Origin of the sequence: Streptomyces sp. NPDC086147, assembly GCF_040702165.1 — a bacterium.
Classification (GTDB): Bacteria; Actinomycetota; Actinomycetes; order Streptomycetales; family Streptomycetaceae; genus Streptomyces.
Window position 1 is genome coordinate 111,533 of record NZ_JBFBJO010000016.1, and the last position, 16,270, is coordinate 127,802.

At 71.1% G+C, this 16,270-nt stretch carries 12 protein-coding genes and 2 pseudogenes; 4 read left to right on the plus strand and 10 right to left on the minus strand.

Annotation, left to right across the window (positions count from 1 at the left end):
- Window positions 1-70: 70 nt before the first annotated feature.
- Both AB0398_RS27090 and AB0398_RS27095 read right to left on the minus strand, forming a co-directional pair.
- The gene (locus AB0398_RS27090) at window positions 71-1,345 is read right to left on the minus strand and encodes a cation:proton antiporter (protein ID WP_366378235.1); all 1,275 of its coding nucleotides are present in this window, start codon (window positions 1,343-1,345) and stop codon (window positions 71-73) included.
- 7 nt (window positions 1,346-1,352) lie between these two features.
- On the minus strand, window positions 1,353-1,838 hold the full coding sequence (locus AB0398_RS27095; protein WP_366378236.1) for a TrkA C-terminal domain-containing protein: 486 nt from the start codon (window positions 1,836-1,838) through the stop codon (window positions 1,353-1,355).
- Window positions 1,839-2,214: 376 nt separating this feature from the next.
- On the opposite strand from AB0398_RS27095, the gene AB0398_RS27100 reads away from it, so the two are divergent.
- On the plus strand, window positions 2,215-3,216 hold the full coding sequence (locus AB0398_RS27100; RefSeq protein WP_366378261.1) for a sensor histidine kinase: 1,002 nt from the start codon (window positions 2,215-2,217) through the stop codon (window positions 3,214-3,216).
- 115 nt (window positions 3,217-3,331) lie between these two features.
- The gene (locus tag AB0398_RS27105; protein WP_366378237.1) at window positions 3,332-3,991 is read left to right on the plus strand and encodes a response regulator transcription factor; all 660 of its coding nucleotides are present in this window, start codon (window positions 3,332-3,334) and stop codon (window positions 3,989-3,991) included.
- Here AB0398_RS27105 and AB0398_RS27110 read toward each other — a convergent pair.
- Both AB0398_RS27110 and AB0398_RS27115 read right to left on the minus strand, forming a co-directional pair.
- Window positions 3,951-5,294 (minus strand): peptide ligase PGM1-related protein, encoded by a 1,344-nt coding sequence (locus AB0398_RS27110; RefSeq protein WP_366378238.1) that lies wholly within the window; start codon window positions 5,292-5,294, stop codon window positions 3,951-3,953. The genes AB0398_RS27105 and AB0398_RS27110 overlap by 41 nt on opposite strands.
- Window positions 5,294-6,979 (minus strand): SpoIIE family protein phosphatase, encoded by a 1,686-nt coding sequence (locus tag AB0398_RS27115; RefSeq protein ID WP_366378239.1) that lies wholly within the window; start codon window positions 6,977-6,979, stop codon window positions 5,294-5,296. Before AB0398_RS27115 ends, AB0398_RS27110 begins: the two co-directional genes overlap by 1 nt.
- A 434-nt stretch (window positions 6,980-7,413) precedes the next feature.
- On the opposite strand from AB0398_RS27115, the pseudogene AB0398_RS27120 reads away from it, so the two are divergent.
- Window positions 7,414-8,061, plus strand: a pseudogene (locus AB0398_RS27120) (SMI1/KNR4 family protein); the annotation flags it as partial.
- A 16-nt stretch (window positions 8,062-8,077) separates the two neighbouring features.
- On the opposite strand, the gene AB0398_RS27125 reads toward AB0398_RS27120, so the two are convergent.
- From AB0398_RS27125 to AB0398_RS27150, 6 genes and pseudogenes are all read right to left on the minus strand, one after another.
- A complete protein-coding gene (locus AB0398_RS27125; RefSeq protein ID WP_366378240.1) occupies window positions 8,078-9,010 on the minus strand; it encodes an FAD-dependent oxidoreductase in 933 nt (310 codons plus the stop codon).
- Window positions 9,011-9,244: 234 nt separating this feature from the next.
- A pseudogene (locus AB0398_RS27130) lies at window positions 9,245-9,544 on the minus strand (hypothetical protein); the annotation flags it as partial.
- A 16-nt stretch (window positions 9,545-9,560) separates the two neighbouring features.
- A complete protein-coding gene (locus AB0398_RS27135; RefSeq protein WP_366378241.1) occupies window positions 9,561-12,359 on the minus strand; it encodes an aminotransferase class III-fold pyridoxal phosphate-dependent enzyme in 2,799 nt (932 codons plus the stop codon).
- A 72-nt stretch (window positions 12,360-12,431) separates the two neighbouring features.
- The gene (locus AB0398_RS27140; protein ID WP_366378242.1) at window positions 12,432-13,655 is read right to left on the minus strand and encodes a beta-ketoacyl-[acyl-carrier-protein] synthase family protein; all 1,224 of its coding nucleotides are present in this window, start codon (window positions 13,653-13,655) and stop codon (window positions 12,432-12,434) included.
- On the minus strand, window positions 13,652-13,939 hold the full coding sequence (locus tag AB0398_RS27145) for a phosphopantetheine-binding protein (RefSeq protein ID WP_366378243.1): 288 nt from the start codon (window positions 13,937-13,939) through the stop codon (window positions 13,652-13,654). The genes AB0398_RS27140 and AB0398_RS27145 overlap by 4 nt, the downstream gene beginning before the upstream one ends.
- A 40-nt stretch (window positions 13,940-13,979) precedes the next feature.
- On the minus strand, window positions 13,980-15,020 hold the full coding sequence (locus tag AB0398_RS27150; RefSeq protein WP_366378244.1) for a 3-oxoacyl-[acyl-carrier-protein] synthase III C-terminal domain-containing protein: 1,041 nt from the start codon (window positions 15,018-15,020) through the stop codon (window positions 13,980-13,982).
- Between the two features lie 309 nt (window positions 15,021-15,329).
- Between AB0398_RS27150 and AB0398_RS27155 the strand changes: the two genes are divergently transcribed.
- A complete protein-coding gene (locus tag AB0398_RS27155; RefSeq protein ID WP_366378245.1) occupies window positions 15,330-16,232 on the plus strand; it encodes a diiron oxygenase in 903 nt (300 codons plus the stop codon).
- The last annotated feature ends 38 nt before the right edge of the window (window positions 16,233-16,270 follow it).

Below are 16,270 nucleotides of genomic sequence, written 5' to 3' on the forward strand. Positions count from 1 at the left end.
ACCGAGGTCCAGGGAAGAAGAAAAGGCCCGGGGGCGTGCCCCCGGGCCTTCTCGTCCGTACGACGCGGCGTCAGACGCGGCCGGAAGCCCCGCTTCCCGCCTCCACGTCACCGCCGTCGGCCTTCGAGAGGTCCGGGGTGGACCCCCCGAGCAGCGCCCCGTCTCCCGCGGCCGGAGTCGTCGGCGTGCCCCGGCGACGGGCGACGTGGGCGGCGATCGGCTCGGTGAAGCGGGCGGTGAGCGGCCCGATCACGACGAGGACCAGGACGTAGGCGGTGGCGAAGGGCCCCATCTGCGGCTGGACGCCGGCGCTGACGGCGAGTCCGGCGATGACGATGGAGAACTCGCCGCGCGCGACCAGCGCGCCGCCCGCCCGCCAGCGGCCCTTGACCCCGATCCCGGCCCGGCGCGCGGCCCAGTAGCCGGTGGCTATCTTGGTCAGCGCGGTGACGATCGCCAGCGCGAGCGCCGGCAGGATCACCGGCGGGATGCTGGCGGGGTCGGTGTGCAGGCCGAAGAAGACGAAGAACACCGCGGCGAACAGGTCGCGCAGCGGGCTCAGCAGGGTGTGGGCGCCCTCCGCGACCTCGCCGGAGAGGGCGATGCCGACGAGGAACGCGCCGACGGCGGCGGAGACCTGGAGCTGCTGGGCGACACCGGCGACGAGCAGGGTCAGGCCGAGGACGACCAGGAGCAGCTTCTCCGGGTCGTCGCTGGAGACGAACCGCGAGATCAGGCGCCCGTACCGGAGGGCGAGGAAGAGCACGAGTCCGGCCACGCCCAGGGCGATCGCGAGCGTCACGCTGCCGGCGGCCAGGCCGACGCCGGCGAGCAGGGCCGTGATGATGGGCAGGTAGACGGCCATCGCCAGGTCTTCGAGGACCAGGATGCTGAGGATCACCGGGGTCTCGCGGTTGCCCAGGCGGCCGAGGTCGCCGAGGACCTTGGCGATGACCCCGGACGAGGAGATCCAGGTGACGCCCGCCAGGACGACGGCGGCGACCGGCCCCCAGCCGAGCAGCAGCGCGGCGACGGCGCCGGGCAGGGCGTTGAGGGTGAAGTCGACGAGTCCGGCCGGGTACTGGGTCTTCAGGTTGGAGACGAGGTCGCTCGCCGTGTACTCCAGGCCGAGCATCAGGAGCAGGAGGATGACACCGATCTCGGCGCCGATGGCGACGAACTCCTCACTGGCGCCGAGCGGCAGCAGACCGCCGTTGCCGAAGGCGAGGCCCGCGAGGAGGTAGAGCGGGATCGGGGAGAAGCTGAACCGGGCCGCGAAGCGGCCGAGCAGGCCCAGGCCGAGGATGATGGCGCCGAACTCGATCAGAAAGACAGCGGAATGCACCCTCCCCTCACTCCCGTCCGAGAATCGCGGCCGCGGCGTCGACGCCCTCGCGGGTGCCGATCACGATGAGCGTGTCGCCGCCCGCGAGCCGGAAGTCCGGCGTCGGGGACGGAATCGCTCCGGAGCGGCGCAGGACGGCGACGACGGAGGCGCCCGCCTCGGTGCGCATCCGGGTGTCGCCGAGCACGCGCCCGTTCCAGTACGCGTGCGCGGACAGCTCGATCCGCTCGGCGACGAGTCCCAGGTCCGTGGTGTGCAGGACGTTGGGGCTGTGGTGCGCGGGCATCAGCGCGTCGATCAGGGAGGCCGTCTCCCCCTCGGTGAGGTGGAGGGACTGGGCGCAGGCGTCGGGGTCGTCGGCCCGGTAGACGTTCACCGTCCGCGTTCCGTCGCGGTGCGCGATGACCGAGAGGTGCTGGTGCTCGCGCGTCGTGAAGTCGTACTGGACTCCGATTCCGGGCAGGGGTGTCGTTCTGGTCCGCGGGGCAGGCACTGGCCCGTCGCCTCCTGTCGTCGTGACCGGCCGCAGCCGGTCGGGGCCGGTTCCGGCCTTTCGTGGAAAGGGATGCGCCACGGGGGGAACGGCGTCGTCCCACGCCCCGCGGCCCCGTCATGGTGCCATCCGTGTGGAGACGCGGAACATGGGTGTCAGCACGGATGGACAGAACACCGACAAACCGGTCAGGATGAGGCGGGACACGGGTCCCGCCGCGGGCCGGAGGGCGCGCGGCGCGCGTCACCCGGCGGTACGCGGCGGATGCGCGGTACATATCCGATGCACGGTGCGTAACCGATGTGCGGCGGGCATCGAACACGCGGTGGGCATCGAGCGGCCGGGCGACACGTCGGGCCCGGGGAGAGGCGGGACGGTGTCGCTGTACTGGCGCCTCTTCCTGCTGAACGCCGTGATCCTGGTCGCCGCCGTGCTGCTGCTCTTCGGCCCCGTCACGGTCTCCACCCCGGTCCTCGTCGGCGAGGCGTTCGTCCTCGTGGCCGGCCTGGTGGCGATGCTCGTCGCCAACGCCTTCCTGCTGCGGGTCGGCCTCGCGCCGCTCCAGCGCCTCACCCGGGTGATGCGGACGGCGGACCTGCTGAGGCCCGGCCGGCGCGCGGAGGTGGCGGGGCGCGGCGAGATCGCCGACCTGACCCGTACGTTCAACACGATGCTCGACCGGCTGGAGGCCGAACGGGCCGCGAGCAGCGCCCGGGTGCTGTCCGCCCAGGAGGCCGAGCGGCGGCGGATCGCGCAGGAGCTGCACGACGAGGTGGGGCAGACCCTCACCGCCGTACTGCTCCAGCTGAAGCACTCCGCCGACCACGCCCCCGCCGGCCTGCGGGCCGAGCTGCTCCAGGCGCAGGAGACCACCCGGGGCAGCCTCGACGAGATCCGGCGCATAGCGCGCCGGCTGCGGCCGGGCGTCCTGGAGGAGCTGGGGCTGCACAGCGCGCTCAGGTCGCTGGCGTCGGAGTTCTCCACGCGCGGTCTGACGGTGCGACCCCACATCGACGCGGGTCTGCCGAAGCTCGACCACGAGACGGAGCTCGTGCTCTACCGGGTGGCGCAGGAGGGTCTGACCAACACGGCCCGCCACTCGGGCGCGAGCCACGTCGACCTGCGACTGCGGCTCCTTCCCCGGGGCGGGGTGGGGCTGCTCGTGCGGGACGACGGGCGGGGCATCGTGAACGCGGCCGAGGGCGCCGGGCTGCGGGGCATGCGCGAGCGGGCCCTGCTGATCGGCGCGGAACTGACGGTGCGGGACGGCCGGGACGGGGGGACGGAGGTCCGCCTGGACACGGTCGGCGGTACGGGGGCCGGTGACGACGACACGGAGAGCGGCACGGCCGACGGCACGGAGGAGGGGACGTCGTGACCGGCGGTACTGCGAAGGGGGACGGCATGACCGGCGGCCCGGGAGAAGAGGCCGCCACGACCACCGGCCCGAGGACGAGAACCGCCACGGCCGCCCGCCCGGGAAAGAAGGCGTCATGACCGGGGAACGCCCCACCCGCATCCTGCTCGCGGACGACCACGCCCTGGTGCGCAACGGGGTGCGGCTGATCCTCGACGCCGAGCCGGACCTCACGGTCGTCGCCGAGGCCGCGGACGGGGCGGAGGCCGTCGCCCTGGCCCGCTCCGAGCGGGTCGACCTGGCCGTCCTCGACATCTCCATGCCCCGCCGGACGGGGCTCCAGGCGGCCCGCGAACTCAGCCGCCTCCAGCCGGAGCTGAGGATCCTGATCCTCACGATGTACGACAACGAGCAGTACTTCTTCGAGGCGCTCAAGGCCGGGGCGAGCGGTTACGTCCTGAAGTCCGTGGCCGACCGGGACCTGGTGGAGGCGTGCCGGGCGGCGGTGCGCGACGAGCCGTTCATCTACCCCGGCGCCGAGACCGCCCTGATCCGCACCTACCTCGACCGGGCGGAACAGGGCAGGCCCCTGCCCGACAAGGCCGTCACCGAACGCGAGGAGGAGATCCTCAAGCTCGTCGCGGAGGGCCACAGCTCGAAGGAGATCGCGGACCTCCTCGTCATCAGCCCGAAGACCGTCGAGCGCCACCGCGCCAACCTCCTCCAGAAGCTGGGCATGCGCGACCGCCTCGAACTCACCCGCTACGCGATCCGGGTGGGCCTGATCGAGCCGTAGCGCCGCCGGGGGCGGGGGCCCAGGCGGCCCGCAGCAGCTCCTCGTAGCGCGCCACGCCCGCGTGGTCGCCGGCGATCACCGCGTAACGCCAGGTCAGACCGTCCGGCGGCGGTCCGGCGTACAGGACGATCCCCTCGCCGCGCGCCGGGTCGTAGGCGAGCCGTCCACGGCGCAGCCGCTCGACGGCGGCGCCGAAGGGGTACGCGGCCGGGGCCCGGACCTTGCCCGTCGCCCAGACCGGCCCCCCGGCCCCGGCCCTGCTCACGCCGTCTGCGGCGAGCCGGGTCACCATGGCCCGCGGAGTGGTGGTGGCCGTGCGCCGCACGTTGCTCTCCCCCGCGAAGACCTCGCCGCCGGGCGTCACCATCGCGTCGAGGCCGAAGGGCCCGGCGTACCCGCGCGCCGCGAGGAAGCCGCCCAGGGCGTGTCCCCAGGCCTCCAGCGTGGCCGCGACGTGCGCCGCCGGGTCGGGCAGGGGCGAGAGGTAGCCGGTGAAGGCGCCGTCCTCGGTCCGCATCTCGCCGCAGAACAGCGCCCGCGTCCCGCCGGGTCCCGTCTCCATCTGCACGCTCACCGACCGGGCCACGTCGATCCGCTGCTCGACGACCCACAGCCCCTCGGGGCCGCCCACCGGCGCGAGTCCGTCGCCGGTCCACGGATCCGGCGCGTCCGCCGTGTCCTCCGCCTCCGTGAGGAAGAGCATGCCGTGGCCGCCCGCCGACCGGTCGGGCTTGACCACGACCCGTCCGTACGAGGCGAGGAGTTCCCGCACGGCGGCCGGCACCCCGTCGCGGCGGCGGACCAGGCCGTCCGGCAGCCTCATGCCGAGGGCGAGCGCCGCGCTCCGGAACCCGGCCTTCGTGTTGAGCAGCCCGGTCACGCCGAGGGCCGCCTCGGCCGCCGCCACGGAGGAGTACGGGGCGACGGGGACGCCCAGGGCGCGCGCCAGGCCGATCGCCGCACCGTCCAGGGCCGTGGGGAGGACCGCCCGGAGGGGCCGCCCGCCCACCGCCCCGACGACGTGGTGGCACAGCTCGGCCGTATCGTCCCCGGGCGGGACGACCACCGTGACCGAGTCCCGGGGGACGCCGGTCAGCCCGCAGACGTACCGCAGGAACTCCTCGGCGACCGGCACCGGGGAGACCAGGACGTCGCCGGGCCGCAGCAGCCACGCCTCGCGCGGCGCCTGCTCGGCCCAGGCGCGGAGCACCGCGCGCTCCTCCGGGTCGACGGCGAGGTCGGAGACGAGGTTGGCGTGGACGACGAGGGGTCCGTCCGGTTCCGTGGGGTCGGTCCGTCCCATCAGACGCTGACGTGCAGGACGCAGATGTCGTCGCGGCGGGTGGCCGGGTCGACGAGTGCCTCCAGGACGGCGTCCAGGGTCCGCGGGCCGTCGCCGAGCCCGGCGACCGTGCGGGCCAGGTGGTCGAGTCCGTCGTCGAGGAGCACGCCCGGGGCCTCGACCAGGCCGTCGGTGAAGAACAGCAGGTGGTCGCCGGGCAGCAGGCGGATGGCGGACGATTCGTAGCGCGGGGCGGTCGTGGCCCCCAGGAGGACGCCGCGGGGCGACGGCAGGTAGCGGGTCTCACCGTCGCGCAGGAGCAGGGGCGGCAGGTGGCCGGCCTGCACCCAGGTGAGGACGCCCGAGGAGGGCTCGTAGCGGCCCATGATCATCGTGGCCGTGCTGAAGGCGCGGTCCGCGCTGTGCCACAGGAGGGTGTTGAGGCGGGCGAGGATCGTGGCGAGCGGGGTGCCGGTGATGGCCATGCCCTTGGCGGTGAAGCGGAGCTGGGCCATCGTGGCCACGGCGTCGAGCCCGTGGCCGGCGACGTCGCCGACGACGAGCAGGGCGCTGCGGTCGGGCAGTTCGATGGCGCTGTACCAGTCGCCCCCGACGTTGAGTCCCTGCTGGAGGGGCTGGTAGGCGACGTCGACGGTGAGGCCGGCCAGGCGCAGCGACTGCTGGGGAAGGGGCAGCAGGGCGTGCTGGAGCCGGGCGGCGAGGACGCGCTCGGCGGTCAGCGTCTCCTGCTGCGCCACGGCGGTGCGGTCGCGTTCGAGGAGCTGCTCCTTGGCCCGCTGTACGGCGGTGAGGTCCTGGAAGAAGCCGTGGACCTCGACCGGCGAGCCGTGGGCGTCCGCCTCGGCCTCCGCGACGATCCGGAGGTGCCGGACCTCCCCGTGGGGGGTGGTGATGCGGAAGGTGTGGTCGATGGGCCGCCCGTCCCCGAGGAGGCGGCGCACCTCGACGCCCAGGGCGGGCAGGTCCTCGTCCAGGACGTGCCGGGGCAGTTCCTCCAGGGTCATGGGGCCGAGGGAGGGGTCGCGGGCGAAGATGTCGTAGACCTGTTCCGACCAGGAGAGGGCGTTCCGGACGAGGTCCCAGTTGGCCCAGCCCATGTTGCCCAGGCGCTGCATCACCTCCAGCCTGCGCTGCTCGCGCTCGCCGCTGTCGAGGCGCACCCAGGAGACGATCAGTCCGCCCTGGCAGGCGGTCGCGCGGACGGCGAACCGGGAGAGGCGGGGGATGCCGGCGAGCACCTCCTCGTACGCGAAGGGCTCCCCTTCGTAGCGGGCGCCGTTCTCCAGGGCGTCGAGGTATCCGCGCCACAGGTCGGTGCCGAGCACGCTCGGGTACGTCTCCAGGACGCTGAGTCCCACCAGTTCCCTGCCCCTGCGGCCGCCGACGTCGAGCGCGTCGGGCGAGGCGGCCGCGATCCGGAAGTCCCCGACCCCGCCGTCCGCCCCCAGCAGCGGTACGAGGAAGATCACCGAGCCGGACAGGCCGTCGAGCATCTCCTGGATCGCGGACGCCGTCAGGGCGGGCACGCGCGTGCCCGCGACCGTCACCGTCGGCTGCCGGCGGGCCACGTAGCGGCTCGACGAGAAGACGGATCCCTCACCGGCCGTACGGGAGAGCGCGGGGGCTCCCCCGAAGCCGCTGCTTCCCGGCTCAGGCACGTCCGGCTCGTCGCGGCTACCCGTCATGGAACGAGCATGCCACGAACGGCCCCCGGGGATCCCGGACGCCTTTGGTCTTGTCACCCGCTTCGGTGGCGGTGGTCCCGGGCCACGGGGAAGACCGGCGACCGGTTCCGCCCACCGTACGGCCGACACCGCCGCCGGGGCCTCGCCCGCCGTGCGACGGTTTCGTCACATCCCGGTCCGGCGGGCTCGACGCGGAGTTGGCATGACGACAGCCGGTCGATCGATAATCCACTGCCGCCGGGGGCCGTCGACGACTTCCTCCAGGCCCTGATGCCCGCACCGAAGGCGGAGGAGCCGACACCGCCCCACGGCGGCACGCTCCTGGAGACCCTCACCGCCCCGTGCGGCCGACGGCCGGGACGGAAGAACCGCGAGAACGGCGGGAAGGGAAGGAGTGGAAAGAACGAGGAGGGCCACGAGAGGTGCGCACGGCGGAAGCGATCGGCTGCGAACTCATCTCCCCCGACAGGGTGTACGTGGCCGACGCCGCGTCCCGCCCGGCCCCCTGGAAGCACGCCGCGATGAACGCGGTCGAGACCGGGCCGGACGCGGCCGTGCAGGGGCTCGTCGGTTCTCCGGGCTGGATCGTCTTCGGGGACACCGGGGGCGGGGACCCGATCGCGCTCGACCCGACCCCGGGGCCGCGGGGACACCTGGGGTAGGTCGTCGTGGTGAGCCACGAGAAGAACTGCGGCGCGGGGCTGGTCGCCGACTCCCTCACCGACCTGCTCCTCGGCCGGCGTGCGGCGGAGGGACGCGGTACGGGACGTGCGGAACGGCCCCCGGCCGTCGCCCGGGTGAACGGGAGCGGCGTCCCCGGCGTGACGGCCGCCGCCCACCCCGGCCTGGAGATACTGGCCATCGGCGCGTGGGAGGGCGAACCGCTCGGCCTCGAACCCCTCGTCGGCCTCCCGCGCCTGCGCACCCTGACCGCCTGCCCGGGCACCCTCGCCGACCCGCTGGAGATCGCCCGCCTCGACGGCCTGAAGATCATGGACCTGGCCAACGAGATCCTCGCCCTGCGGAACCGCCCTCCGATCACCCGGGCGGTCGTCGAGGCCGACCTCGGACCGGTGGGGTGACCCTGGACGCGCTCCTCTACACGGGCAGTTCCCTCGCCGCGTAATAGGCACGCAGCGCGGCCTCACCGCCGGAGCCCATGGCGGTCATGATCCGCTGGAAGCGGGCGGACCGGAGGTCGCCGGCCACGATGACGCGGGGGTGCTGGCCGGCGGGCGGGCAGTACCCGTCCGCGCCGCGTACGAGGTCGCCGGGCGGGGCGGTCGGCGCGTTGCCGATGCTGAGGTGAACGGCGTCCGCCGCGACCGTCCGCCGCTCACCGCCCAGGCCCACCACTTCCGCCGACACCGCAGCGCCTTCGACGGAGCCCAACGTCAGATGCTCGACGGGAAGCGGCACGACCCGGGGATCCTCACGAACCTCCTCGACCTTGTACGCGTCGGCCGCCGGGTACGCCACGAGCAGACGCACATCGGCGGCCGAATGGGCGCGCAGGAAGGTCCCGATCGGCCGGTCGCCACCGAGGACGAGCAGGGTACGCCCCTCGGCGTCGTCCGCGCCGACCTGCCAGAGCGGGGACAGGGACAGACCGCCGGGGTCGGTGATCCATCCGACGTCACGGGGCTGGAGAGGCGCGACGCCGGTGGCGACGACGGCGTAAGGGGCGGTGAGGCGCCCCCCGTCGTCGACCGTGACGGTCACCCGGCCTTCATCGGCCCGGAGTTCGGTGACGTACCGTCCGAGTTCGAGACGACACAGCTCCGTGCCCCTGAGCTCCTCGGCGATGGCGTCGGCGAGCGCGGGGCCGCCGGTATGACCACCGAGGACGTTGTTCAGGACCGGAATCCGATACAGATTGCGGCACAGCCGGTCCGGCTCGATCAGAACCGAACGCATGCCGACACCGGCGGCGGTACGGACGGCGGCACAGCCCGCCGGACCACCGCCGACGACGATCAGGTCGGTGTCGTGGTGAACGGGCGAACCGGTACGGGACGGGGTGTCGGCCATGAACCCATTCCAGCACCGGGCACCACATTGCCCCGGGCGTTACGGAAAATCACAGGGCGAGGAGTACGGAAAACCGGAGCCGCCCAGGTGGCCCGCCCCACGCCCCTGCTTCACCGGCTCCGGAATCGCCACGCGCTCCACATGATGTGCCACAAGGATCAGGTCTAATGGCTGACGACGACACCGACTTCCCTCCAGGAGACGGCCCCGGCAGCGGGATCTCCGTCTCCCCGACTGTCGGCAGTGCCCGGGTTGTCCACGATGGTGGCAGTAGGGGGTGCGGACGGTGGCGCCGACGTTCTGATGGGCGCAGTGCGGCTCGTCCGCGGCGATCCGATCGACGAGGATCAGGGTGCCGTCGACGATCACGAAGTCGCCCTCGTCGAGTCCGGCCAGGGCCGACGTCTCGTTCTTGCGCAGGTGCGCCAGGGCGAGGAGGGCTTGCCCGAAGCAACCGAACTGCTGCCAAGGCGAGTTGACCTCCCGCAAGCGGACATACAGCAGCCGGGAAACGTGCTCGCCGAGTTCTTGCGGGCCGAAAGGAGGCTCCTCAAGTGGTGAAGAACCCGTCGTCGTTCATTTCCTCGATGCTGCGCGCGAATGCGCGGGAAACCTGCTGGAGGTCTTCCATCGTATGGGCGTCGCTGAGCATCATCGTGTGCAATTCGGGCACGTAGACGCCCTGTTTGCGCATGTAGTAGGAGAGAGCGAGATTCGCTTTGAAGTTCGACCCGGTCAGTCGGTCTCTGATGAGTCGAGGGGTGGCGTGGTCGAAGGTGATGGAGAAGATCGAGTGTGCGGCTGTGACCTTGCAGGGGATTCCGATGTCGGCTGCATGTGCGGTCAGGTTCTGCGCCAGCCACTCCGTCTTGTGCTGGAGATCGCTGTAGATACCGGGGTGCGTGCTCAGGTGAGTGAGTACGGCGGCACCCGCTGCGGCGGTGACGGAGTTTCCGCTCATCGTTCCACCGACGAAGGCCCGGGTCTCGATGTCGACATAGGGGTCGCCGGTGGTGCGCGCGATGTCGATGACGTCGGGTCGTCCGGCGACGGCTCCGCACGGCAGGCCACCGCCGATGATCTTGCCGAGACAGGTCAGGTCAGGACTGACGCCGGCGAGGTGCTGGGCGCCTCCGTAGTGCACGCGGAAGCCGGTGATCACCTCGTCGTAGATCACCAGGACGTTCTCGCGCGCGCAGACATCCCGGAGTTGCCGCAGGAAGGAGCGGTCGAACGCTGCCGTCGTCACGGGCATGGGTTCGAGGATGACGCAGGCCAGCGTCTTCGCATGGGCGGCGATTCGGTCGAGCGAGGCCGGGTCGCCGTATTGCAGGACGAGTGTGTCCTCCACCAGCGTGCGTTGCATGCCGGCCGAGTTCGCGACCGGGTTCGGGCACCGAGCGTCGCCGCTGTAGCGGAACAGGGAACTCACCAGGCTCTGGTCGGAGAACCCGTGGTAGTGACCTTCGAACTTGGCCACGCGTTGCCTGCCCGTGTACGCGCGGGCCATGCGCAGAGCCATCTGGACGGCCTCTGTTCCCGAATTGCCCAGGATGACTTTCGTTCCCGTGCCGAACGCCTGGGCGATGAGCTCCGCCAGCCGCAACTCCGCCGGGTTCCCCAGAGCGTTGACTGCGCCCCGGGCGACGGCTTCCTGGATGGCCCGGACCGTGCCGTGATGGCCGTAACCGAGGATGTGCGGCCCGTACCCGCACGAGAGGTCGATGTACTCGTTTCCGTCGAGGTCGTGAATGCGGGCGCCTGAAGCCTTCGCGACGACGAGAGGGAAGGCGCTGGGCAGGCCGTAGCGATCCAGGTGGGTGGGGGCGACCAGGTAGCCCGCCGCGTCGTGCCGGGCCGCCAGGGAACGGGGGCTCAGGCCGCCGATCTCGCGCTCGAACCTTTCGCGCACGTCATCGCTCATGTAGGGCGAGAAGAGGTCGGTGAAGCGCCGGGCGTTCCGGTAGAGGTTGATGTCCGGATCGGTCTGCGTCACGAACCCCTCGCCCGTGAGCAGGGACAGTGACAGCAGCGAGAACCGGGTGGAGGCACGGGCGCCGTAGCCGTACAGCAGGCGGGTGGCGTCGTCGAAGAACGCCATGGTGGACCAGCGTGATGTCTCCGCTTGGAAATGGCGGCGCAGAATGGCGGCCAGGCCTTCCGCGTACTCCTCATGGCGCGGCAGCAGCACGTCGGGGTTGGCCACGAAGGTGCGGACGAAGCGCTCCGTGGCCGCCTCCCACTGCCCGCGGATGCACGCGTAGTAGAAGGCAGAGAGGTTCCACCTGTCGTCTGCGGACAGGGTTCCCACCAGACCGAAATCGAGCAGGACGATCCGGCCGTCGGGGCGGAACAGGATGTTTCCGGGATGCGGGTCGACGTGAAACCGTCCGTGGAAGAACACCATGCTGTAGAAGACGTCCTGGAGACGGCGTGCCAGGGATGATCGGGAGTGGCCGGCCTGGGACGGGTCCGTCCCGGGGACGCCGTCGACGTATTCCATGACCAGGACATCGCCCGTGCACAACTCGTCGAAAGTGCCGGGAATGCGCAGGAACGGATGGTCACGGAAGTTCCGTGCCACCTCTTTCTGCCGGGCGGCTTCCTGACGCATGTCGCACTGGCCCGCCAGGAGAGGCTGCAACTCGGCGAAATGACCGGGAAGGTCGTATCGGCGCACCGGGGGGCACAGTGCGTGCGCGACGACGAGAAGCGCTTTCAGGGCTCGTGTACTGGCCTCCAGCCGTTGTCTGACGCCGCTCTTGACGACCTTCACGGCGACGTCGGTACCGCAGTTGAGTACGGCGCGGTGCACCTGGGCGACAGATCCAACGGCGACCGGTTGCCAGTCGAAGGACTCGAAAGCCGCTGCGACGGGAACGGGAAGCCCGCGATCCATCGTTTTACGCAGGGCCGCTTCCGGCATTGGCGGAAGTTCGGAGAAGAAGGACCGGAACTCCCCGGCCGCCGCGGAGGAAAGGATCCCGGACTGCGTGCCCAGGATCTGCCCCGCCTTCATGTACAGAGGCCCCATACGCAGCAGGTAACCGCGCAGCAGGGCGGCGAGACGCCGGCGCGCATCCGGACGGCCGGGATGGAGGGCACGGTCCAGGACCCACCGCAGCGTGAAACAAGACGTCCACCACAAGAGCCGTCCCGCCTCCGAACCCGCGCCGATGGCCAGGCGCAGGCGGGACACGCGGGTCCGGCGACGTGCGCCGGGCCGGGGCACAAGGCCGCCGGCAGGTCCGGGGCCCGCCCTGCCCGGTGTCTCCGGGACGGGTGTGTCGGCCGTGCCGCCGGGCGTCTCCACGGCGGGCGACAGTGCGGGGGAAATCCGGTAGGCCACGGCGGTTCCTACTCCGGTACGGGCTCCGCAGTCGGCGCGCTGCCGGGTGGGAGCAGATGGTCTCGGGACGGCCTACGCCTGGCGCAGGACGAGTACGGAGTTGTGCCCGCCGAAGCCGAACGAGTTGCTGATCACTGCCTGCATACGGTGCGGACGAGGTTCCTTGGCGACGACGTCGAGGTCGATCGCCGGGTCGAGCACGTCGAGGTTGGCCGTGGGCGGAATCGTCTGGTGCCGCAGGGTCAGGGTGGCGAGTACCGCTTCGATGGCCCCTGCCGCGCCGAGGGTGTGGCCCGTGACGCCCTTGGTGGAAGTGACAGGGGGCGGATGGCCGTTGAAGAGGCGGTGGAGCGTGGCGGCTTCGATCTGGTCGTTCATGGGAGTGGCCGTGCCATGCGCGTTGACATGGCCGATGTCGGTCTCGTGCAGACCGGCGTCGGCCAGCGCCGCGGTGAAGGCCCGCTCGAAGCCGGCGCCCGTGGGATGGGCGGCGGCGTAGTGGTAGCCGTCGGTGGAAGAGCCGTATCCGCAGAAGTAGGCGTGCGGCCGGGCGCGGCGGGCCCGTGCGTCGCTCGCCCGCTCGAGTACGAGTACGCCCGCGCCCTCTGCGAGGACGAATCCGTCACGGTCGCGTTCGAAGGGGCGGCTGGCACCTTGCGGGTCGTGCACGCGCGTCGACAACGCGCCCATCTGGGAGAAGGACAGCGAGGTGAGCGGGTGGCAGGGTGCCTCCGCGCCACCTGCGAGGACGATGTCGCAGCGGTCGGCCAGCAGCAGGTCGCGGGCGGTGCCCAGGGCTGTGGCCCCGGAGGCACAGGCCGTGGTGACGGCCATGCTCGGTCCCCACGCCCCCAGCGCGATGCAGATCTCGGCGGCCGCGGCATTCACCGTCGAGCGGGGCACGGTGAGGGGGGAGAGCGTCGCGTATTTGTGCTCGGTGTATTTGCGCAGAGCCGTGACGCTGGTTTCCTTGCTCTCCGTACCCACTCCGACGACGACTCCGACGCGGGCACCGTCCCAGGTCGTGGGGTTCAGGCCCGCATCCGTGACCGCCTGGTGTGCGGCGGCGAGCGCCAGGTGGACGAAGCGGTCTGTGCGCCACACGGCACGGCCGAGCAGGGCTGCGGCGTCGAAATCTGGGACCCGACAGCTGAGGGGAACGGGTACGTCGCCCAGATCCGGGTCGATGACGGCCGGGGATTCACCGGAGCACACTCCCCGCCAACTCGTGACGGCGTCGGTCCCGGCCGAGGTGAGGAGTCCGACGCCGGTCACAGCGATGTCCCGTCGACTCATGAGGGACGCACCGGAGCGCCGGTGGCCGCCGGCAGTGCCGCCGCGGGCTGCTGCGCGCGTTCGACGGCGGCCGCGGCCTCGCGGAAAGTGGTCTGGAGGGACTTCAGATGCTCGGGTTCCGGTACCCGCAGGCCCATGTCGTCCTGCAGGATGCACATGAGTTCCACCACTGCCAACGAGTCCATGCCCAGGTCCTCGAGGGTGCTTTCGGGCGTGATGGTGTCCTCGGGAATGTTGAAGTGGCGCGCGACGACGCTCTTGATCGGTTCGTACAGGGAAGTCATCGACTGTTCCCCCATCGGTTGTCGTGGGCGGGAGGGACGTTCACAGCCGGATCACCACCAGGCCGGCGCTGCTGCCCGCGGCCAGGCCGATCAGCGCCACCAGGTCCCCGGGCGCTGCGAGTCCCCGGTCCATGGCTGTGGCGAGCTGCAGCGGCAACGATGCCGAGGCGACATTGCCATGACGGGGAAGAGTGACGACCAGCTTCTCCCGGGGGATTCCGAAGCCCGCAGCGCACAAGTCGTCGAGGTCGCCGAGGGAGACCTGGTGCACACCGATGAAGGCGAAGTCGGCGACTTCCAGGCCGAGTTCGTCGAGCAGCGGTGGCAGGTGGGAGCGGCACAGCAGGCGCAGGCTCTCGCGCATGCGGGTGCTCTCCATCTGGAAGTAGGCGTCCTCCTTGGTAGCCGACCGCACGGAACGGGTCCCGCCGTGCACGACGGTGGCACACGGCCAGAGGGCCGATTCGGCCGAGAAGCGCGCACCGAGCAGACCCCGGGCCTGCGAGGGGCTTCCGGTGACTTCTCCGGCCTCCCACAGCATGGCGGCACCGGCGTCGGAGAACCCGTAGGAAGGGAAGGAACGAGCGAAGGCGGCGGCATCGGGGACCCGCAGCCGCGAGTACAGGGACGGCGCCTCCCCGCACGTGATCAGCACCCTGCGGTATTGCCGTGAAGAGATCAATCCATGAGTGACTTCAATGGCGTTGAGAACGCTGTTGCAGGCGTTCTTCACATCGAACACAGGGCAGTCGAGCCCCAATTCCGCGGCGACGATGTGGGATGTCGCCGGCTCCGCCAGGTCCTGGCTCGCCGCCGCGAAAATCATCAGATCGACGTCGTCGGGACCGGCACCGCAGTCGGCCATCAGTTTACGTGCCGCGTTCACCGCGAGGTCGGAAGCCTGCTGGTCGTCGCCGATCAGATGGATGCCTTGAACCCCCGTCAACTGCGACAACAGCCCGGGCGGCGGAACGAAACCGTTGCTCGCGGCTGCGATCTGAGATTCCCGCTCGGCCATCGGGACCCACCGTTCGGGCAGGTATGCGGCCACACCGACGAGGCATGCTCTGAGGTCGCTCACCCATGCGAAGCTAGCAATTGGTCGTCAAGCAGTGGAATGCGACACTCGGCACGGAAGTCGCGAGAAGGAGTTCACCCGGAAGGTGCAGACATCTTTTCGAAGCGATTGATTCGTGTATATATGAGCTGCCCTGCCGCCGGATTACACGGTGTCCCCCACGGCCCCGGTCACGCCGCTGACGCGCCCCGCCGTCCAGCGCCCCGAGGTTCCACAGACCTTCCGACAGGCCCCTCAGCCAGATGCCTCGGCCCGGCCGTCCGCGGCACCCGGGCGATCCCGTGCCCACCGACCGAAGGAGCGGAGCCGCTCATGACACCTCACCCTCCGCCGCGGACCCAGGACCCCGCCGGCGTCGCGCAGCGCCTGCTGCGCGCCTCTCCCGATCCGGCGCCCGCCGACCCCATCGACTGGGACACTCCGGTGCTGGACGACGTCTGGTTCTGCCGTCCCGAACGCCTGTCGCTGTACGGGACGCCGCTGTGGGAGGAGATGGACCAGCGGCAGCGCGTCGAACTGTCCCGGCACGAAATGGCCAGCTTCATGAGCGCGGGGATCTGGACCGAACTGTGCTTGATGCAACTGCTGGCACGGCACATGGCCTCGTCCGGGAACTTCGGCGACAGCCGCAGCACCTACGCCCTGACCGAAGTGGCGGACGAGACCCGGCACTGCGTGATGTTCGGCCGGATGATCCACGCCATGGGGTGCTCCCCGTACACACCCTCCGCCGTCGTGCAAAGGCTGTTCACCTTCGCCAGCACCCTGTACAGCGAACTCAGTGTCTTCGCTCTGGCGCTGGTGATCGAAGAAGTCAACGACCGCTTGCAGCGCGAAATCGTACGGGACGAGCGCGTACAACCGCTGGTTCGGGAGGTATGCCGCCTGCACGTGGCCGAAGAGGCCCGCCACGTCAGCTTCGCCCGAACCGAACTGCTGCACACCGCGGCCCGCGCCTCCCGCGCGCACCTGGCCCTTCAGAGGGAACTCACCGCCGTGTCCGCCTACGTCGCCCTGGCCCAGCGGATCCACCCCGACGTCTATTCGGCAGCCGGCCTCGACCCCGCCCGCGCCCGCCGTGAGGCCCGCGGCAACCCGCACTACCGCGGGACGCTCCGCTGGAGCGGTGAGAAACTCACCGCCTTCCTGGCACAGGCCGGGATGATCGGCCGCCCACAGCGACACTGGTGGCGCAGAACGGGCCTTCTGCCGTGACCACAAGGGGAGCCGAGCACTCCGTCGCGTACGCCGAC